Here is a 20078-nt window from a genome sequence, read left to right on the forward strand (position 1 = left end):
GTGCCTCTCCCCCAGCATTGCCCCCCATGCGCATCGAAGTCACCTTCACCGACCGTGTCGGCATCGCCCATGAGATCCTCGCCGTGCTGGCGCTGCGCCGGCTCAACGTCGTCGGCGTCGAGGTCGATCCGCCGCTGATCCACATCGACGCCCCCGGCCTCGATCCGGCGGCGCTGCCCGCCCTGTCGGACGCGCTGCAACGCATCGCCGGCGTTCGGGCGGTGGCCGCCATCGACATGTTGCCGGGCACGCGGCGGCGGCTGCATCTCGACGCGCTGCTCGCCGCCCTGCCCGACCCGGTGCTGGCAGTCGACCGCGGGGGCCGGATCGTGGTGGCGAGCGCCGCCGCCGCCCAAGTCGCCGGACTGCCGGAATCGCGGCTGGCCGGCCGCGACCTCGGCGAGCTGTTGGACGAACCCGGCCTGACGCGCGAGTTGGCCGACGGCGGATTCCGCATGTCAGGCCGCGAGGTGACGCTGAACGGCCAGCCCTTCCTGCTGGAGGTGACACCCATCGTCGATGTCGAAGCGGCGGGCGCCGTGATCTCCCTGTTCACGCCGTCGCGCCTGGGCGAGCGGCTCGACGCCATCCAGAATTTCGACGATTTGGGTCTGGGCGGCGGCTTCGACCGCATCCTCGGCGAATCGCCACCGGTGCGGGCCCTGAAGGCGCGCGCCGCGCGCGTCGCCGCCATGGAGGCGCCGCTGCTGATCCTGGGCGAGACGGGGACCGGCAAGGAGCTGATCGCCCATGCCTGCCACCGCGCCAGCCCGCGCCGCGACAAGCCCTTCCTGGCGCTGAACTGCGCCGCGGTGCCGGAGAATCTGGCGGAGAGCGAACTGTTCGGCTACGCCCCCGGCTCCTTCACCGGGGCGCAGCGCGGCGGCAAGCCCGGCCTGCTGGAACTCGCCCATGGCGGCACCGTCTTCCTCGACGAGATCGGCGAGATGTCGGCCTATCTCCAGGCAAAGCTGCTGCGCTTCCTCAATGACGGCAGCTTCCGCCGGGTGGGCGGCGAGCGCGAGCAGAAGGTGGATGTCCGCGTCATCAGCGCCACCCACCGCTCGCTCGAGGCGATGGTCGCCGACCACAGCTTCCGCGAGGACCTGTTCTACCGCCTGAACGTGCTGACGCTGGATGTCCCGCCATTGCGGGAGCGTGGGCAGGACATCCTGCTGCTGGCCCGCCATTTCATCGCCCGCGCCGCGGCGCAGGCCCGCCGTCCGCCCGGCCGGCTGACCCCGGCGGCGGCGGCGGCACTGCTCGCCAACCGCTGGCCCGGCAATGTCCGCCAGTTGGAGAACGTCATCTTCCGCGCCGTGACCATGAGCGACGGCGGCGCGTTGGACGCTGCCGACCTGGAACTGGCCGGGGCCGGCATGCAGTCCGCCGAGTTGCAGGCAGAGGACGCCGAAAACTGGGAGGAGGCGGTGGACGGCTTCGAACGGTCGCTGCTGCGCCGGCTCTATCCGCGTTTCCCGTCCAGCCGCAAGCTGGCGGCGCGGCTGAACACCTCGCACACCATGATCGCCAACAAGCTGCGGAAATACGGCATTCCGGAGCGGTGACGTGCGCGGTCAGTGACCGGATGGCTTCGCCGGAGCGGCGGGCTTTGCGGCCGCCGGCTTCTCCGGGGTTTTCTCGGCCGGCTTCTCGGTGGCGGCCGCATCCAGCCCCGGCGGCGGACCGCCGAAGGTGATGGTCACTTCGGTCACCGGACCGGGATCCGGCTGGCTGTGGTGGAAGCTCACCACCTCGCCCGGTGCCAGCACGGGCGCAGACGGTTCGATGGTCCAGCTCTGCAGCGGCTTGTGCTCGGTACCGAAGGTGATGGCGCGAAGCGGCGGCAGCGCGCGCTCGATGTCGGTGGTGTTGGCGATCTCACCATCCAGCAGCAGGACGGTCTTCCCACCCTCCAGCTTCTGTTCGGAGCGGATGTTGCGCAGTTCCAACCCAAAGCCCGGCGGCTCGGCCGGCATTCCGATCGTCTCGTAGAAGAGGGCCGCGGGCGGCCAGCCGCGGACGATGGCCTCGCGGCCGAAATAGCCGCCGGCCACAGTCCCGGCGACGAGCACTCCGAGCACCGCGAAACCGATCACCGTGCTGCGCGCCGGCTTGGCGCGCGGTGCCTTGGGCGGCTTCGACTTGCTCTTTCCGGCCGCCTTCTCGGTGGAGTTTGCCGGCCTCGCCGGCCGGATTTCCGTCGGCGCGTCGGGAACCACCGGATCGGGGTCCGCCCGTTCCGGCATCTGCCACCATGTGTGGCCGCAGCGGGCACAACGGACCTTCCGGCCGTCGGTGCCGAGCGACTCGTCGGACAGGGTGTAGCGCGTTGAACAGGTCGGGCAGGAAACGATCATCGCGCCGTCGCAGAAAGGTTACCGCTTGCGTTATAGATAGGAGTGGCCGGCGGCGCAACCGACACCCGACGGACGGCAGCCTGCCCCCTCCCTCCCACGCTTGCGCGTGGGCCCCTCCCTCCCCCGCCTGCGGCGGTGGAGGGGAAGAAAGCGGCAGTTCCCTCTCCCTCGAAGAGGGGGAGGGTTAGGGAGGGGGCAAATGCCCCGGCCCCCTTACATCCCACCCGGATAGTTCGGCCCCCCGCCGCCTTCCGGCACGACCCAGTTGATGTTCTGGGTGGGGTCCTTGATGTCGCAGGTCTTGCAGTGGACGCAGTTCTGGGCGTTGATCTGCAGCCGCGGGTCGCTGCCGTCGTCGTTGCGGACGATCTCGTACACGCCGGCCGGGCAATAGCGCTGCTCCGGCGCGTCGTAGAGCGCCAGATTGACGCTGATCGGCACCGACTTGTCCTTCAGCGTCAGATGCGCCGGCTGGTCTTCCTCATGGTTGGTGTTGGACAGGTAGACCGAGGACAGGCGGTCGAAGCTGACCTTGCCGTCCGGCTTGGGGTAGGCGATCTTCGGCGCCTCGCTGGCCTTCACCAGGGTGGTGTGGTCGGCATGGTGCTTCAGCGTCCAGGGCGACTTGCCCTTGAGCGCCGTCTCGTAGGCGGCATTCGCCAGACCGGCCCACAGGCCCTTCTGGAAGCCGGGGCGGATGTTGCGGACGGCATGCAGCTCCGACCAGACCCAGGACTGCTTCAGCCGCTCCGGATAGGCGATGACCTCGGGGCCGTTGTCGTTGCCGCCGGCCAGATGGTCGAACACCGCCTCGGCCGCGACCATGCCCGACTTCATGGCGGTGTGGTTGCCCTTGATCTTCGGCACGTTCAGGAAGCCGGCGCCGTCGCCGATGAGGAGGCCGCCGGGGAAGGTCAGCTTGGGGATCGACTGGAAGCCGCCCTCCGACAATGCCCGCGCGCCATAGGCCAGACGCCGGCCGCCCTCGAAGGTCGGGCGGATCGCCGGATGGGTCTTGTAGCGCTGGAACTCCTCGAACGGGCTCATGTGCGGATTCCAGTAGTCGAGGCCGACGACGAAGCCGACCGACACCAGATTCCCTTCCATGTGATACAGCCACGACCCGCCATAGGTCTTGGGGTCCATCGGCCAGCCGATGGTGTGGACGATCAGGCCCGGCTTCGACTGCGACGGATCGACCTCCCACAGCTCCTTGATGCCGATGCCGTAGGTCTGCGGCTGGCAGTCGCGGCGCAGGTCGAACTTGTCGAACAGAGTCTTGGTCAGCGAGCCGCGGCAGCCTTCGGCGAAGATGGTCTGCTTGGCGTGCAGTTCCATGCCGGGCGTGTAGTTGCCGGTCTTCTCGCCGTCCTTGCCGATGCCCATGTCGCCGGTGGCGACGCCCTTCACGGCACCGTTGTCGTCATACAGCACCTCCGCCGCAGCGAAGCCGGGGTAGATCTCCACGCCGAGTTCCTCGGCCTGGGTCGCCATCCAGCGGGCCAGATTGCCGAGGCTGATGATGTAGTTGCCGTGGTTGTTCATCTGCGGCGGGGCGAAGGGCGACTTGTAGGCCTTCGTTTCCGTCAGGAACAGGAAATGGTCCTCGCGCGCCGGGGTGGTGAGGGGGGCGCCCTTTTCCTTCCAGTCGGGGATCAGCTCCTGCAGCGCATGCGGTTCGAAGACGGCGCCGGACAGCAGGTGGGCGCCGACCTCCGACCCCTTCTCGATCACACAGACGCTGAGTTCCTGCCCGGTCTCGACCGCGCGCTGCCGCAGACGGATCGCCGCGCTCAGGCCCGACGGGCCGGCGCCGACGATCAGAACATCGTATTCCATGACCTCGCGCGGTTCGCGTTCCATCACCAAACTCCCCCACCGTCTTGTTTTGGTACTGTTTCCCTCGGGACGCCCTATGGTGTTTTGCGGGCGCGTGCTTGTAGCACGCTTTGCACCGCACCCAAATTGGGTATCTGGACATGTAAGACCACACGATCTGTGGTAAGGTCAAACGATGATTGACGTATGCGACATCCTCGACGCGCTGCGCTGGCATGCCGATATCGGCTGTGACGAGGCCATCGGCGACGAGCCGACCGACTGGGCCACACTGGCCGCCCGGCCGGCGGCGCGCGCCATGCCTGCGGGCGCCAATGCGCCGACCGGTGTCGGAATGGGTGCCGCGGCGATGCGCGGCCCGGCGCCGACTCGGCCCCCCACCCCCGCGCCGCCGCGGCCTGCCGCACTCTTCCCCTCCCCCGACCAGCCGTTGGGCGCCAGCGAAGCCGGCATCCAGGCACGCGCCCGTGCGCATGAGGCGCAGACCCTGGAAGCGCTGGAGACGGCGTTGCGCAGCTTCGACGGCTGCCCGCTGAAGGCCACCGCGATGAACACCGTCTTCGCCGACGGCAACCCGCAAGCGCCGGTCATGCTGATCGGCGAGGCGCCGGGCGAGGACGAGGACCGGCAGGGCAAGCCGTTCGTCGGGGTCAGCGGCAAGCTGCTGGACCGCATGCTGGCGCAGATCGGCCTGGACCGCGGCAAGGTCTACATCACCAACATCCTGCCCTGGCGTCCGCCCGGCAACCGCAGCCCGACCCAGGCCGAAATCGCCGCCTGCCTGCCCTTCCTGGAACGGCATGTCGAACTGGTGCGGCCGAAGCTGCTGGTGGCGCTGGGCGGCGTGTCGGCCAAGACACTGCTCAACCGGCCGGAGGGAATCACCCGCCTGCGCGGGCAATGGCGGTCCTATGAGGGAACCGGTACGCCCGTGCCGCTGATGCCGATGCTCCATCCGGCCTACCTCTTGCGCAACCCTGTCGCGAAGCGGGAAGCGTGGCGGGACATGCTTGCGCTGCGGCAAAAGATCGACGAAGAAGACATAAAGTATTCATAAGATAAAAATCACCGCCGCAATCCAGCCGAAATCGTTCGTGTGACCGGCCAGGTTGCATGACACAAATGTAATCCACCCATACCAACAGGCACCTTCCCAACGGACTAAGGCCTTTTTTCCCCATGCCTTAAGCCGTTGTAGAGACTGGCGAATACCGGAACCGACACATTCCGCGCGAATCCGCTGCTTGCGGTTCTCGAACAACTGCGCTATTTCGGAAAAATGCTCCGGATATTTTGCAGTGCAGCATACCGGGCCGCGAACGCGGTCCCGCTGCGGCGGAACCTTCTGGGGGTGCTGGGTCTCGCGGTGGCTTACACCCTGGGACCCGACGGTGCGGTCGGGTTCCGGCCCGCTTGCGCCGCCCTCATCATCCACGCGCCGGACGGTCACGCCGTCGTCCCGCCCGGCCCGGATTCCGTGCCTGACCCCGATACCCCCGATTTCGGCGAGCCGGTCATTGGCTCCCCGGCCATCGGCCCCCCCGACCCGGCCAGTCCCGGCGACCCGGTTTCCGCTGCTGCGGCCGCCGATGCGCCCACCGGCGCGACCGGTTCCGCGCTGCTGCTCGCCCGCGATGACGAAGCCCGCGCCGTCCAGTTGGACGAGGAGGATGCCGGCCGCTACCGCCGAATCTTCGCACTGCAGGAGCGGGCGGACTGGGACGCCGCCGATGCCGAGATGGCGAAGCTGAAGGACCGCCGGCTGATCGGCTATGTCCTGCGCCAGCGCTATCTCCATCCCGACCGCCGTGCCGGCTACGAGGAACTCGCCCGCTGGATGCAGGATTACGGCGACCTCGCCGGGGCGGAGCGGGTCCACAGCCTGGCGCAGAAGCGCCAGCCCGCCGGCCAGCGCGCGCCGAAGCCCCCGCGGGGGGAGGAGCGCGTGCGCCTCGTCGGCTCGCTGGAACGGCTGGGCGGACTGCGCACGGTCGCCGCGACCGAGGAGGACGAGGACGACAGCGTCACCGTCGCCCCGCGCAGCCGCACCGTGTCGCGCGCCCGCAGCGACCGCGCCGCCGTGGCGCGGGTGGAGGAGTTGCTGCGGTCCGGCCGCGCCGGCCATGCGCTGGGCCTGCTGAACCAGGACGAGTTCGGCGGCAAGCTGGACACCGTGCAGTATGACGCCGCCCGCGCCCGTATCGCGGCATCCCTCTACTTCTCGGGCGAGACGACGCAGGCGCTGACGCTCGCCGCGGCCAGCGCCGCCCGATCGGGCGAGATGCTGCCGGAAGCCCACTGGATCGCCGGGCTTTCCGCCTGGCGGCTGAAGCAATTCGACCGCGCCGCCCGCCATTTCCAGGGCATGGCCGCCGCCGGTCCGCGCTCCCCCTGGAAAGCGGCTGCCGCCGATTATTGGGCGGCCCGCGCGCTGGCCCGCAAGCCCGGCAGGGAGAAGGCGGCGGCGGAGCATCTGACCGCCGCGGCACGCTATCCCCACACCTTCTATGGCCTGATCGCGCTCCGCACCCTGGGCACTCTCCACGATGTGCGCTGGCAGGCGCCGGAGCTGAGCGGGCGGACCCTGGCGGCGATGGCGGCCAAGCCGGCAGGGTCCCGCGCCATCGCCCTGCTGCAGGTTGGGCAGCGCGAGTTGGCGGGACTGGAGCTTCAGCGCATCCATCCCCAGGGCGACCCGCTGGTCGAACAGGCGATGGTGGCGCTGGCAGACCGTGCAGGAGTGGCGACCCTGTCGTTGCGGCTGGGCAATGCGGTGGCCGGACCGGACGGTGCGCCCTATGCCGCCGCACTCTACCCCCTGCCCCACTGGACGCCGCGCGACGGCTTCGCCGTGGACCGGGCGCTGGTCTTCGCGGTGATGCGGCAGGAATCGCGCTTCGACCCGCGGCTGGTCAGCTCCGCCGGGGCGACCGGGCTGATGCAGATCCTGCCCAGCACCGCCCAGCATGTGCGAGAGCGCCACGCCGACATCGGCAGCGAGGACGCCAACCGCGACGCCCTGTTCGATCCGTCCCGCAACATGGAGCTGGGCCAGCGCTACCTGACCGAGCTGCTGGGCATGCCGGAGATCGACGGCAACCTGTTCCTGGCCGCCGCCGCCTACAATGCCGGACCGGGCACGCTGGCGCGCTGGCGGCGGGAATTGAGCGACATCACCGATCCCCTGCTGTTCATCGAAAGCCTTCCCTTCGGCGAGACGCGCGACTATGTGGAGAAGGTGATGGCGAATTTCTGGATCTACCAGCTTCGGCTGGGCCAGGAGACCGCCTCGCTCGATGCCGTCGCCGATGGGAAATGGCCGGCCTACAGTCCGGTGGAGGTCCGCACGGCCCATATCGCGACCCAGGTCGCGGCCCAGCCGGACTCCCAGCCGGCGGTGAAGCCCGCGGTTCCGGCCGCAGTGACTGCCGCAGCCCCCGCCGAGAAGCCCGAGGCGGACGCCCCTGCCGGTCCGGTCCGGGTGGAGACGGTGGCGGAGCGGGGGGAGGCCAGCCCGATACCCTGACCGCCGGTGCGCCCTTGCCGGGCTCCGGCCCGACACGAGGACATGCCTGCCGCCATGCCTAAGATCGACGAGAGCCGCCCCTTCCTTCCCGTGAACATCGCGGTGATCACGGTGTCCGACACCCGCAGCGCCGCCGACGACCGCTCCGGCGACGCGCTGGCGGAGCGGATCGCCGGGGCCGGCCACCGGCTCGCCGCCCGGACCATCGTCCGCGACGACATCGCGGCGATCCGCGCCCAGGTTCAGGCTCACATCGCCGATCCGCAGATCGACGTGGTGCTGACCACCGGCGGCACCGGGGTCACCGGCCGGGATGTGACGCCGGAAGCGGTCGAGGCGCTCTATGAGAAGGCGATACCCGGCTTCGGCGAACTGTTCCGTTACCTCAGCTACGCCAAGGTGGGCACGTCCACCATCCAGAGCCGGGCAACCGGCGGTGTCGCCAACGGCACCTACATCTTCGCCCTGCCGGGTTCGCCCAGCGCCTGCCGCGACGCCTGGGACGACATCCTGGTCTGGCAGCTCGACAACCGCCATCGCCCCTGCAACCTGGTGGAGCTGATGCCCCGCCTGCGCGAGCATATGGCGTGAGCCGAGCTGGCATGAGTGGAGCGGCGGGCTTCTCGACGGAGGCTCTCCACGCCGCCCTGATCCGGCTGCCGCGCCTTGCCGACCTTCCCGCGGACGCGCTGGAGCCGATGCCGCTGAAGGGCGTCGCCCACGACCATGTCCGTCTGCAAGGCCGCCGGCTGATCGCCCGCATCCCGCGCTGGAGCCAGCTCGGCCTCGATGCCTGGACGGCGCTGGACCGGCAGGCCGCCGCCTTCCGGCGGGCGGAACCGTCGGGCCACACCCCGCGCTTCGCCGGCCTGCTGCCGCCGGGCGAGGGGCTGCCGCTGGGCGCGCTGGTGGTCGGCGAGGTGGAGGGACGAACCCCCGTCCTGCCCGGCGACATGCCGGCCATCGCCCGCGCGCTGGCGGCGATCCACCGCATGGCACCGCCCGACCTCTACGAGCCGCTGCCCGCCCCGCCCGATCCGGTCGCGGCACTGCTGGCCCAGGTGGAGCGTCAGGCGGAGTGGTTCGACCGCGCCGCGCTGGACGCCCGCGCCCGCGCCCTGGTCGCGGAGGAGCTTGCCGCCGCCCGAACCGGCGACCTCGCCCCGCCGCCGGAAACCCCGATGCCGCTGACGGCGGTGGGGGTGGATGTCCATCCCGGCAATTTCCTGATCGACGGCCACGGCAAGGCCTGGTTCACCGACCTGGAGAAGCTGCAGTACGGCCACCCCGCCAGCGACCTTGCCCATGCCAGCCTCTACAGCTCGACCAAATGGGACCCGGCGGTGAATGCGGAACTGACACCGGCCGACGTCGACGCCTTCGTCGCGGCCTGGGCGATGGCGGTTCCCGGCGACCTTGCCGACGAGGTGCGGCCCTGGCTGAAGCCGTTGCGCCGGCTGACCTGGCTGCGCACCCTGTCCTGGATGGCGCGCTGGACCGTGGAGGGCGCCACGCTGTCGCCGGGCATGCCGGAGCGGTTGCGCACCCATATGGACACCCACGCCACCGACATCCTGCGTGCCGACCGGATCGAACAGGTGCGGCGGGATTGGCATTGACGGGTGCGAAAAGGGAAGGGACGCGAAAGTCTCTTGCCCGCGCCCGGCCGGAAGTGATGGGATACCCGCTCGGAAAACGAGGTGACGAGAGCATGACGAGGGTCCGACACCGGTTGCTGCCGATCTCTCTGGCCGCCCTGCTGGCCGGAGCAATGCCGGCGCCGGCCTTCGCCGCCGGTCCGGCCGGCGAGAGCGCAGGCTCCGCCACCGGCAGCTATCTGGCCGGGCGCTACGCCCAGCACCAGGACGACTGGACGGCGGCGGCCCGCTTCACCGCCCAGGCGCTGGCCGCCGATCCGGACGATCAGGCCCTGTTGCGCCGCAGCTTCCTGCTGCGGCTGGGCGAAGGGCAGATCGACACCGCCATCGGCTATGCCACCCGCCTGCTGGGCGAACAGGGCGAGCCGCAGATGGCGCTGACCCTGCTGGCCGCCGATGCGCTCGCCAAGGGCAGGCTGGATGAAGCGGACGGCTATGCCGCGCGCCTGCCGAACGACGGGCTGGGCCGTTTCATCACCCCGCTGACCCGCGCCTGGCTGGCCGCATCCCGCGGCAGGACCGACGAGGCGCTGGCCGCGCTGGAGCCGCTGGCCGCCGTCCAGGGCTTCGGCGCGCTCTACAATCTGCACGCCGCCCTGATCCTCGACCTCGCCGGCCGCAGCGAGGATGCGGCGGCCCGCTACGTCAAGGTGACGGACACCGAGGCGCCCCTGCGGGTGGTGCAGATCGTCGGCAACTTCATGATGCGCACCGGCCGCAAGGACGAGGCGCGCAAGCTCTACGAAACCTTCCAGGTCAACAACCCGGACGGTCTGCTGGTGGAGCCGGCGCTGGACGCCATGGCGAAGGCGCCGTCCGACACCCGCCCGGTGCCCGACGCCCGTTCCGGCCTTGCCGAGGCGCTGTTCGACCTGGGCAGCGCGCTGCATCACGAGAATGCAGACGAGCCGGCGCTGCTGTTCGGCCGCATCGCACTGCATCTGCGCGACGATCTGGCGCTCGCCCATCTGCTGATCGGCGACATCGCAGCCTCCCGCGACCATCACGAGGAGGCGCTGGCCGCCTACCGGCTGCTGGTCAAGGACCCGCTGCTGGGCTGGACCGCCCGCATGCGCGAAGCCGACAGCCTCGCCCGCATGAACCGCAACGACGACGCCATCGCGATCCTCGCCGCGCTGTCGGCCGAACGGCCGGAACGCACCGACGCGGTGACCCGGCTGGGCGACATCTACCGCTACGCCAAACGGTACGAGGAGGCGATCCCCGCCTACACCACCGCTCTGGAGCGGATCGGCACGCCGCAGGAACGGCACTGGCCGCTGCTGTACGCCCGCGCCATGAGCTATGAGAAGACCAGGCAGTGGCCGAAGGCGGAGGCCGACCTGCAGGCCGCGCTGAAGCTGCGGCCGGACGAACCCTCCCTGCTGAACTTCCTCGGCTACAGTTGGATCGACCGGGGCGAGCATCTGGACAAGGCCAGGGCGATGGTGGAGCGGGCGGTGGAGTTGCGCCCGCGCGACGGCTACATCGTCGACAGTCTGGGCTGGGCGCTCTACAAGCTGGGCGATTTCGAGGGGGCGGTCACGAAGCTGGAGCGTGCCGTGGAGTTGAAGCCCGGCGATCCCACCATCAACGATCATCTCGGCGACGCCTATTGGCGGGCCGGGCGCCGCAACGAAGCCCGGTTCCAATGGATGCGCGCGCTGCGCAACGCCGACGAGGACACCGACAAGGCCGCCATCCAGGCCAAGCTGGACGAGGGGCTGGCCGACCAGAAGGCAGCGGCGAAGTAACAGGTTGATCGCCCTCTCCCGCCTCTTGCACAAACTTTGTTTGTGCTGACGGCCTCAGGCGGATCGAAGCTCCGCTAAGAGCGGGGAGAGGGAGACTCCCCGACATAGGGCTTGTACAGGCTGTCCGTCTGCTGGATGTGCTCCACGAACCAGTCCTTCAGCAGAAGGATCAGGTCGACTCGCAGCATGGTGGGGTTGTCGCCCTCGAAATCGCGGGCCAGCTTCTCCACCTCGTCGGCGAAATAGCGGTGGGCGGCGAGATGGCCGTCCAGCTCGGGATAGCCGCAGCGCTCCATCATCGCCTCTTCCCGCGCGAAATGGACGGCGACATAATCCCGGAGACTGGCGAGCAGGCTGGACAGTTCCTCCCGGTTGGCCGGGGTGATGCCGCTTTCCAGCAGACCGTTGAACAGGTCGAGGAGCCGCCGATGCTCGTCGTCGAGCACGGCCACACCGACGCTCATGGATTCGTCCCAGGCGACATAGGTCATCGCAGCGACCTCCCCCTCGCATCCCGCGAATTCAAGCGCCATCCGCCCTCATTCAAGCGGTTGCGGCCGGCCATGGCTGGGTTGTGGACATCTTGACAGGGATCCTAAAACCGGCAACCGTGCCCGTCCAAGCGGCAAATCCCCGCAGGGGGCGCGGCATGATGCGCCAAGCGCTTCTCAAACCGACCGAATCCCGCCCCACCAGACCAGAGTGACCGATGGCCCTGCTCGACGAGATCGCGGAGAAGAAACGGGCGCTGGACGCGGCCCGCCCCCTGCCGCAGGAGGTCGTGCATGGGATCGCCGACCGGTTCGAGCTGGACCTAACCGTCGCCGCCGCAGGGCTGGAGGAGGTGCCGGTCAAGCCCGCCGACGTCAAGGCGATCCTGGAGCGCGGCAGCATCCTGCGCCATCGCGCAGTGGAGGAGCAGCGCTTCGTACTGAACCATCGCGCGGCATTGGAGCTGATGGCGCGGCTGTCCTTCGATCCGGCAGGCGCCGTGACCGAACGCACGGTCGCTGCCTTCCACAGCGTGCTGCATCGCGGGATCGAGGACGAGGCCGGCAAGTACCGCAACGGCCCGCCGAAGGACGATCCGGCGGAGACGGCACCCGATCCGGCCAAGCTGCGCGTGTCGATGTCGGCGCTGTCGACCTGGATGCGCAAGTCGGACGCCGGTCCCGACACCGCCTTCGAAGCGCATCACAAGCTGAGCGCCATCCGCCCCTTCCACACCGGCAACCGGGCCACGGCGCTGCTGCTGTGCAACCTGATCCTGAACCGCGCCGGCTACCCGCCGGTGGTGGTCCTGGCGGAGGACCGCGGACTCTATCTCGACCTCGTCGAACGGGCCTGGGCGGTCGGCGACAAGACGCCCTTCCGCGACCTGATGATGCGCTTCCTGTCGCAGAGCCTGGATTTCTGCCTGCAGGCAGCCGGAAAGGGCGAGCCGGACGAGCCCGTCAGCCTGCCCTGACATTTGCGGCCCTGAGCTTTTCAGGCCGGCAGGCGCAGGCGCGAAGGCCGGTCCGGGCCGCTATGGATCAGCAGCGTGATCGGCAGCGCGTCGACCCGGCGGGTCTCGCCCGGCTCCGCCCCGGTGCCGGGATTGACCGGATAGGCCGGGAAACAGGAGCCGGCGAGGCTGAGGCGCAGCGCCGATCCCGGCGCCAGCGTGGCGCAGACCGCCCGCATGGCGATGGTCAGCGGCCGGGTCGGGTCGCCCGGCTCCACCCGCGCATGGCCCTGGGTCAGCGGCAGCACCTGCCCGTCGGGACGCACCACCGACAGCACGGCGCTGACGTCGAAGGACGGGGCATCCGCCTCCACCCACAGATCGAGCGCCACCCGCCCAGCCAGCGTCGACGGCTCCTCCAGCGGCGGGCTGGTGTAGGTCGCCACATCCGGCCGGCGGTCGACGGCGGCCCGGTCGACGCGCCCGGCGGCGGACGGCACCGCATGGCCGCCAACCGTCGGCACCGGCGTGCGCGGATCGTGCACCACCACATCGAGCGCCTCGAAATCGGGCATTTCCAGCCCAAGCCGGCCCCCCTGCCGGTTGGCGAGGCCGTCGCTGGCCAGATGCAGCACAGCCTCGGCGGCGGGCAGGGCGGGCAGGTCGTGCCAACGCCCGGTCTCCATGTCATGCAGGCGTACCGGCCCGCTGCGGTCGGCCCCATGCCCCTTCAGCACACGGTCGAACCAGGCAAGCTGCAGCGTGTCGAGCGTCGGCGCCTCTCCCGGTGCCGCGGCGGGACCATCGGCACCCCAGGGGCCGACCACCAGCCGCACCGGCGCCCTGCCCCGAGCGACAAGCCGGTCGGCCGCAATCAGGTCGTGGGCATCCAGCGTCCCGGACAACCTTGGATCGTACCAACCGCCGAGTTGCAGCACGGCGACATCGGCCGGCATGTCCGCCAGCATCGATTTCGGCGACAGGGCGTTCCAGGCCGGGCCGGGCAGCGGGTTGGTCAGCCAGTCATCGTAATGGGAATAGCGGGCATAGTCGCGCAGGGCCTGCGGCCGCGACGGGATCTCGTCGTCGATGGGCAGGCTGCGCGCCGCATCGGACAGGATGCGGTGGCCGGTTCCGTCCTCCACCCGGCGCGCCGCCTCGGCCGCGGCCCGCAGAGCCCAGCCCATGGCGTCGGCCAGCCGGAAGGCGCCGCCCTCATAGGCCCAGTCGGAAAAGACGTCCCAGCCGGCGAAGGCCGGCGCCACCGCGCGCAGGGCCGACGGCCGCTCCGCCAGCGCCAGCCACTGCGCCATCCCGGCATAGCCGCAACCATACATCGCCACCACGCCGGAAGACCCCGGCAGCGAGGCCGCCCAGGCGACGGCGTCGGCCCCATCCTCCCGCTCCGCCTCGAAGGGGCGGAAGCGGCCGTCCGACGTGCCGCAGCCGCGCGCGTCCTGCACCACCACCACATAGCCGCGCGCCGCGTACCAGCGCGGATGGGCGTAATGGCTGGTCAGCGCGGTGCGCCGGCCGCAGGCGACGCGCAGCAGCAGAACCGGCCATGTGCCGGCCGCGTCCGGCCGGTAGAGATCCGCATCCAGCCGCACGCCGTCCCGTGTCCGCATCGACACGGTCTCCGGCGGCCGGACCGGCAGCAGGTCATGTGACTGAAGGATCACCGGGGCCAGATGGGTCATGGCTGCTCGGGCTCGCTCGATGACGGACAACGAATAATGTGTCGTCGTGGCAAAGCCTGTGCCAGAGGGTCCGGGGCACCTCCCGCCGATTTTCAGTCGAAGATCCGCCCGCTCCGGATTCCCCTCTTCCCTTGCAGGAGAGGGGGAATCGCCTGCATGACCGTTGCCTTCCCCGGAGCGATCAGGTTTCGCCCATGCTCCACGCCTCTGCCTATTTTCCGGGCAATCTGCCCGATCAGGCGGCAATCAGCTCGAAGCGGTCGACGTCGACCATGCCGCGGTCGGTGATCTTCAGATGCGGGATCACCGGCAGCGGCAGGAAGGCCAGTTGCAGGAAGGGTTCGGCCAGCGGGCAGCCCATGGCGCGGACGGCGGCGCGCAGGGACCGCAGCTTCGCCTCCACCGTCTCGAACGGCTCCAGGCTCATCAGCCCGGCCAGCGGCAGGGCCAGTTCGCCCACCACCTTGCCCTCGCGCACGGCGACGAAGCCGCCCTGCAGTTCGATCAGCCGGTTGACCGCGATCCGCATGTCGGCGTCGCTGGCCCCGACCACGCAGATGTTGTGGCTGTCATGGCCGACCGACGAGGCCAGCGCGCCCTCCGGGAAGCCGAAACCCTGGACGAAGCCGCGGCCGATGTTGCGGTTGCTGCCATGGCGGGCGAGGACACAGATCTTCAGGAGGTCTCGCGACGGATCGGCCACCATCCGGCCGCCCACCGCCGGCACCTCGATCCGGCGATGTTCGGTCAGGATCTTCCCCGGCTCCAGCCCGATCACCGACTGGACAGACCCGCCGGCCGGCACGGCGAAATCCTCCTCCGCCACCGGCTCAAGCTTCACCGAGTCCAGCCCGACCGGCGTCACCGCCGGCCGGCCGCCGAAGCTGTGCGGACCGACGAGGCGACCATTGCGGATGACCCGGTTGACCGCACACTCCTCCAGATCGTCGAGCAGGACGAGGTCGGCGCGATGACCCGGCGCCACCAGCCCGCGGTCATACAGGCGGAAGCCGCGGGCGGCCGACCAGGTGGCGGCGCGGTAGACATGGGCGACCGGGGCACCCAGGCGGATGGCGCTGCGGATCAGGTGATCCATGTGCCCCTCCTCCGCGATGTCCAGCGGGTTGCGGTCGTCGGTGCAGAAGCCCAGGAAGGGCGAGGTCTCGGGACCGATGACTTCGGCCAGGGCATGGACGTCCTTCGACACCGACCCGTCGCGGATCAGCACCTGCATGCCCTTGCGCAGCTTCTCCATCGCTTCCGCAGCGCTGGTGGTCTCATGGCAGTTGCGGATGCCGCAGGACAGATAGGCGTTCAGTTCCTTCCCCGACACCAGCGGGGCGTGGCCGTCGATGTGGCGGCCGTCGAAGGCGGCCAGCTTGTCCAGCACCCCGTCCACCTTGTGGAAGACGCCGGGGAAGTTCATGAACTCCGCCAGCCCCAGCACGCGGGGATGGTCCATGTGGCGGATCAGGTCCGGCGCCTCCAGCCGCGCCCCGGATGTCTCCAGCTCCGTCGCCGGCACGCAGGAGGACAACTGCACGAACAGGTCGAGCACCGTCCCGCCGGCACTGTCCAGGAAATAGCGCAAGCCTTGCTCGCCCAGCACGTTGCAGATCTCGTGCGGATCGCAGATGGCGGTGGTGGTGCCGCGCGGCAGGACGCACCGGTCGAATTCCTGCGGGGTGACGCAGGTGGATTCACAATGGAGGTGGGTGTCGATGAAGCCGGGAACCACGGTCAGCCCGCGCCCGTCGATCTCCTCGACCCCATCGTAGGACTCGTAGGTGCCGACGATGACCTCGCCGCAGACGGCGATGTCGCCTTCGGCGATCTCGCCGGTCACGACATTGAGAAAGCGCGTGTTCTTGATGACCAGATCGGCCTTCGCCTCGCCCAGCGCCTGCCCGATGCGCGTCTTCAGATCGTCCCGGCTGATTGCCATAACCCACCCCGACTGTCGTCCATTCAAGCAGGCAAAGTGGCTTGCACCGCCTTGCGGTGCAAGCGGGCATCGTCCCCGATCCCGCCTGCCGGCTGCCGAAAGGGAGAACGGGCCTGTTCCAGCGCCAGGGCGGCGAGGATTCTCGCATTGTGCAGGGCCAACCCTTCCGCCACCGTGCGATGCATGTTGGTGTGCCGGAACCAATGGCAGGCATGGGTCAGCTTCGGCCGGAAGCCGCGTGCCAGCTTGTGCGGTCCACCCCGGCCGCCATCCACCGCATCCAGGCCGAGGGCGATCGCCCGCTCGACGGTCCGGCAATAGCAGGTCTCGAAATGGACCAGCCTCGCCTCCTTCCGCGCCCCCCAATTGCGAACATAAAGACGGCCATCCCCCTCGACAGTCAGCAGCGTACCGACCGCGACACCCCCGGCTTCGGCAAAGGTCAGCGTCACGGCATCTCCCAACGCGGCGCAGAGCCGATGGACGAAGTCGGCGGTCAAGGGCTGGCTCGTCCCCCGGCGGGCATGCAGATCGTCGAAAAGCCCAAGGAAAAGCACGACATCGCTCTCGCCCACCCTGCTCCCCGGCACGTCGCGGAAACGAACCCCGCTCGCCAGCACCTTCCGGCGCTCCCACAACAGGGTGTCGCGTCGGTGCTTCGTCAGGCTGGCGGCAAAGTCGCCGAAATTCCGGTATCCGGCGTTCCTCCATTCATAGTCCACCGCATGCCGGGTCAGCCAGCCAGCCGCCTCGAAACGGCAACGATCGGTCTCATCCGGAAAACTCACATGAATGGAGGACAAGCCGTCACGATGGGCAAGCGTCCGCATCGCACCGATCAACGCATCCGCAGTGCCCGGCGGCGCCCCCTGCCGCAGCAGCAGCCGGGGGCCGGCGACCGGCGCATAGGGAACCGCCGACACCAGCTTCGGGAAATAGCGGCCGCCGGCAGCCTGATAGCCGTCGACCCAGACCTGATCCGGCCAATGCTCGTCCGTGGAACGGTCGCGCAGATAGAGCGGAGCCGTACCGACCACCCGTCCGGACGCCTCCCGCACCATCAGATGAACGGGATACCAGCCCGCCGCCGGCCCGGCCAGCCCGCTGTCCTCCGTCGCTTTCAAACAGGCATGGCTCAGAAACGGCCCATGGCCTGCAGCGCAGGCATCCCAGTCCAGCCGGTCGATGCCGGAAATCCCCTGGACCACCGCGACCGCCGGCGGAGCGGAAGTCGGCAACCCGACCGCCGGCACGTCGCCGTCCGTGAACCGGTTTCCGCTCCCCGCGTTATTCGCCGTCATAGCGCGGCGCCACCGGCAGGCGCACGCTGACCGTCGTGCCCTCGCCTTCGCGGCTGCGGATGTCGAGCGTGCCGTTCAGCAGATCGACGAAGGAGCGGACCAGCGGCAGGCCCAATCCCGTCCCGCCGGACCGGCGGGACAGCTGGCTGTCGACCTGTCCGAAGGGCTGAAGCGCCACGGCGATGCCCTCGGCATTCATGCCGATGCCGGTGTCGGCGATCTCGATCAGGATGCGCCCGGCGTCCGGGCGGACGCGCAGCGCGATGCGACCGCCGGCAGGGGTGAACTTGACGGCGTTGGACAGCAGATTCAGCAGGATTTGCTTCACCCGCACCGGATCGCCCAGCAGATGCGGGGTATCGGGGGCGATGTCCTGCGTCAGCACAAGGCCGCTTTCCTCCGCCCGTTCGGCGATCAGCAGCAGCGAGCTTTCCACCGCGTCGCGCACGTCCATCGGCTGCGGGTGCATCTCCAGCTTGCCCGCCTCGATCTTGGCGACGTCCAGGATGTCGCTGATGACGGCCAGCAGATGCTGCCCCGACTTGCCGATCACCTTGGCATAGTCGAGGTATTTCGGGTGGCCGAGCGGACCGACGATCTCGCTTTCCATCATCGAGGAAAAACCGATGATGGCGTTCAGCGGAGTGCGCAACTCATGGCTCATGTTGGCCAGGAACTCGCTCTTGGCCCGGTTCGCCAGTTCGGCCTGCTCCTTGGCCTGGATCAGCGCCTGCTCGGCCCGGCGGCGTTCCTGGATTTCCTGCATCAGCGCGCGGGTACGCTCGGCGACGCGCATCTCCAGCTCGTCACGGGCCTGCCGCAGGTCCAGCTCCGCCCGCTTGCGCCGGGTGATGTCCTGGCCGACACACAGGATTCCCGGCGGCACGCCGTCCGCCTCCGGCAGGCGGTTCAGGTTCCACAGGAACACCCGCTCGCTCATGCCGTCCTGCTCGCGCAAGGCCTGCTCGAAGTTGCGGATTTCGGTGCCCTCGCCGGCGATGGCGAGTTGGGCGGCGAAGGCGCCGGTCGGTCGCCCCCCCATCACCTCCGTCCAATGGCGGCCGATGGCGCCGCCGTCGCCGATGCCGAAGGCGCGTTCGGCCTCCCGGTTGGCCTCCTGCACGCGACCGTCCTCGCCCAGAACCAGGATGATGCTGGCCGCGGTCTGCACCAGGGACCGGAAACGCGCTTCTCCCGCCCGTGCCTCGCTCTGCCGCAGGGCGGCCTCCAGTTCGGCCACGCGGGCTTCGAGACGGCTGACGGTTGAAGCCGCTCCGGGAGAGGCTGCATCCATGAATGCGGCCCGGTCGGTCACGCCGCGGCGTTTTCCGGCTGCATGATGTCGCCCAGCTTCACCAGCAGGAACTCCAGATCCTCCGGCGCCAGATCCTCGTACTGGGTCAGGATGCGCTCGATCACGCGGCGGCGATGACGCTCGCGGTCGCCGGGTTCGCCGTCATAGGGCGTCTCCTTCAGCACGTCGATGGCGATTCGGCAGGCCGGCAGCAGGGCCGGCGGCAGCTTCGCCTTGTCGTACAGCGACTTCAGCCCCAGCCGGCCGGCATCGTGGATCAGCAGGCGGGCGTTGGTCAGCGGCACGTTGGCCATGCGCGACATCGCCATCTCGAAGAAGGCGATGTCGCCGGTGCACAGCGAACGGACCAGCAGCGAGGGCGTCAGGCGGCCGGTCCGGGCAAGCTGGCTCACCAGCCGGTCCAAGGCGCCCTCGTCGCTCTCCCCGGTGAACAGGGCAACGGTCGCCCGCTCGCGGCTCTGCAGGATCAACTCCGACGCGATCTTGGCCGGCAGTTCATGGTGGGCGACGAGATGCTGGCGCAGCCGTTCCGACACCACGGCGACCAGCCGTTCGGCGATGGTGATCGGAAGCCTGGAGCGGTGGACCAGCGGATCCTGCACCGCCTCGCTGGCCCCGAAGCGGTCGATGACGCGGCCCAGACTCTGCTCGCCCAACTCCGCCCCTTCGTTGGCGACCAGGGCAGCGACGGCGCGTTCGGACCCACTTTCGATCAGCGCGTCGGCGACCGCCGCCGGCACGGTCGGACGTTGGGCGATGGCGGTGCTCTTGGCCTCGGCCCCGGATCCCCCGGATCGCACGATCTCGACCAGATCGGCCGGCGTCAGCACGGTGGAGACGCTGAGGACCGGGATCGCCACCGCCTCCACGTCGCGGGCAAGGGTCAGCGCCACGTCGCGCGGCAGGGACGGGCTGGATTTCAGATTCTCGGCCAGGGTCTGGCGGACGCGCAGGACCGTGTCGTTGACCATCAGGCGGATGATGTCCTCCGCCAGCTTGTGCTCCGCCTGCGACAGCTCGGGGCTGTCGAACTGCTGGGCCAGCTTGGCGGCCAGATCGGTCCGGCTGGTGGGTGACGGGTCGGCCAGCAGCCGCACCACGTCCCCCTGGGTCAGATGACCCGAATTCATACCGTCACTCATGGGTCCGTGACCCTTCCTGCCCTGGTCCGTCTCCAAATCGGTCGCGAAGAGGCGATACCCGCGCGGATGTGGGCGGAGACTTGTCCACACG

16 protein-coding genes are annotated in these 20078 nt (G+C 69.5%); 7 read left to right on the plus strand and 9 right to left on the minus strand.

Annotated elements, in window-relative coordinates; all coding sequences use genetic code 11:
* The first annotated feature begins 26 nt into the window (after positions 1–26).
* Positions 27–1568 (plus strand): sigma 54-interacting transcriptional regulator, encoded by a 1542-nt coding sequence (locus tag A6A40_RS13795; protein WP_063635882.1) that lies wholly within the window; start codon positions 27–29, stop codon positions 1566–1568.
* A gap of 9 nt (positions 1569–1577) precedes the next feature.
* Here A6A40_RS13795 and A6A40_RS13800 read toward each other — a convergent pair whose 3' ends face one another.
* Both A6A40_RS13800 and A6A40_RS13805 read right to left on the minus strand, forming a co-directional pair.
* Positions 1578–2360 (minus strand): MJ0042-type zinc finger domain-containing protein, encoded by a 783-nt coding sequence (locus A6A40_RS13800; RefSeq protein ID WP_063635883.1) that lies wholly within the window; start codon positions 2358–2360, stop codon positions 1578–1580.
* Positions 2361–2573: 213 nt separating this feature from the next.
* Positions 2574–4223, minus strand: coding sequence for an electron transfer flavoprotein-ubiquinone oxidoreductase (locus A6A40_RS13805; RefSeq protein WP_063635884.1), 1650 nt, complete (start codon positions 4221–4223; stop codon positions 2574–2576).
* A 151-nt stretch (positions 4224–4374) separates the two neighbouring features.
* Between A6A40_RS13805 and A6A40_RS13810 the strand changes: the two genes are divergently transcribed.
* Positions 4375–5256 carry a uracil-DNA glycosylase gene (locus A6A40_RS13810; RefSeq protein ID WP_063635885.1) on the plus strand — a complete coding sequence of 294 codons (882 nt, stop codon included), beginning with the start codon at positions 4375–4377 and terminating at the stop codon, positions 5254–5256.
* Here the strand turns inward: A6A40_RS13810 and A6A40_RS30900 are convergent.
* On the minus strand, positions 5251–5649 hold the full coding sequence (locus A6A40_RS30900) for a hypothetical protein (RefSeq protein ID WP_162363814.1): 399 nt from the start codon (positions 5647–5649) through the stop codon (positions 5251–5253). The two genes, A6A40_RS13810 and A6A40_RS30900, sit on opposite strands and share 6 nt — an antisense overlap.
* Positions 5650–5676: 27 nt before the next feature.
* Between A6A40_RS30900 and A6A40_RS13815 the strand changes: the two genes are divergently transcribed.
* The 4 genes from A6A40_RS13815 to A6A40_RS13830 all read left to right on the plus strand — a co-directional run bounded on the left by A6A40_RS13815 (position 5677) and on the right by A6A40_RS13830 (position 11137).
* Entirely contained in the window at positions 5677–7725 is a 2049-nt protein-coding gene (locus A6A40_RS13815) for a lytic transglycosylase domain-containing protein (RefSeq protein ID WP_236783674.1), read from the plus strand.
* Positions 7726–7779: 54 nt separating this feature from the next.
* Complete coding sequence (gene moaB / locus A6A40_RS13820; RefSeq protein ID WP_044553526.1) at positions 7780–8316, plus strand: molybdenum cofactor biosynthesis protein B; 537 nt, start codon at positions 7780–7782, stop codon at positions 8314–8316.
* An 11-nt stretch (positions 8317–8327) separates the two neighbouring features.
* Complete coding sequence (locus A6A40_RS13825) at positions 8328–9344, plus strand: phosphotransferase (protein WP_063635887.1); 1017 nt, start codon at positions 8328–8330, stop codon at positions 9342–9344.
* A gap of 92 nt (positions 9345–9436) precedes the next feature.
* The gene (locus A6A40_RS13830) at positions 9437–11137 is read left to right on the plus strand and encodes a tetratricopeptide repeat protein (protein WP_063635888.1); all 1701 of its coding nucleotides are present in this window, start codon (positions 9437–9439) and stop codon (positions 11135–11137) included.
* A 74-nt stretch (positions 11138–11211) separates the two neighbouring features.
* On the opposite strand, the gene A6A40_RS13835 is transcribed toward A6A40_RS13830, so the two are convergent.
* Positions 11212–11628 (minus strand): bacteriohemerythrin, encoded by a 417-nt coding sequence (locus tag A6A40_RS13835; RefSeq protein WP_063635889.1) that lies wholly within the window; start codon positions 11626–11628, stop codon positions 11212–11214.
* A 218-nt stretch (positions 11629–11846) separates the two neighbouring features.
* On the opposite strand from A6A40_RS13835, the gene A6A40_RS13840 reads away from it, so the two are divergent.
* On the plus strand, positions 11847–12605 hold the full coding sequence (locus A6A40_RS13840; protein WP_063635890.1) for a Fic family protein: 759 nt from the start codon (positions 11847–11849) through the stop codon (positions 12603–12605).
* A gap of 20 nt (positions 12606–12625) precedes the next feature.
* On the opposite strand, the gene A6A40_RS13845 is transcribed toward A6A40_RS13840, so the two are convergent.
* From A6A40_RS13845 to spbR, 5 genes are all read right to left on the minus strand, one after another.
* Positions 12626–14284, minus strand: a complete 1659-nt coding sequence (locus tag A6A40_RS13845) for a CocE/NonD family hydrolase (protein WP_063635891.1) — start codon at positions 14282–14284, stop codon at positions 12626–12628.
* Between the two features lie 235 nt (positions 14285–14519).
* Positions 14520–16229 (minus strand): adenine deaminase, encoded by a 1710-nt coding sequence (gene ade, locus A6A40_RS13850; RefSeq protein ID WP_063635892.1) that lies wholly within the window; start codon positions 16227–16229, stop codon positions 14520–14522.
* A gap of 23 nt (positions 16230–16252) precedes the next feature.
* Positions 16253–17530 (minus strand): GNAT family N-acetyltransferase, encoded by a 1278-nt coding sequence (locus tag A6A40_RS13855; protein WP_082860830.1) that lies wholly within the window; start codon positions 17528–17530, stop codon positions 16253–16255.
* Positions 17517–18845, minus strand: a complete 1329-nt coding sequence (locus A6A40_RS13860) for a PAS domain-containing sensor histidine kinase (protein ID WP_063635894.1) — start codon at positions 18843–18845, stop codon at positions 17517–17519. Before A6A40_RS13860 ends, A6A40_RS13855 begins: the two co-directional genes overlap by 14 nt.
* Positions 18842–19987: a SpbR family protein gene (gene spbR, locus A6A40_RS13865; protein ID WP_108546673.1), complete on the minus strand. Its 1146-nt coding sequence runs from the start codon at positions 19985–19987 to the stop codon at positions 18842–18844. The genes A6A40_RS13860 and spbR overlap by 4 nt, the downstream gene beginning before the upstream one ends.
* Between the last annotated feature and the right edge of the window lie 91 nt (positions 19988–20078).

This window comes from Azospirillum humicireducens (assembly GCF_001639105.2).
Lineage (GTDB): Bacteria > Pseudomonadota > Alphaproteobacteria > Azospirillales > Azospirillaceae > Azospirillum > Azospirillum humicireducens.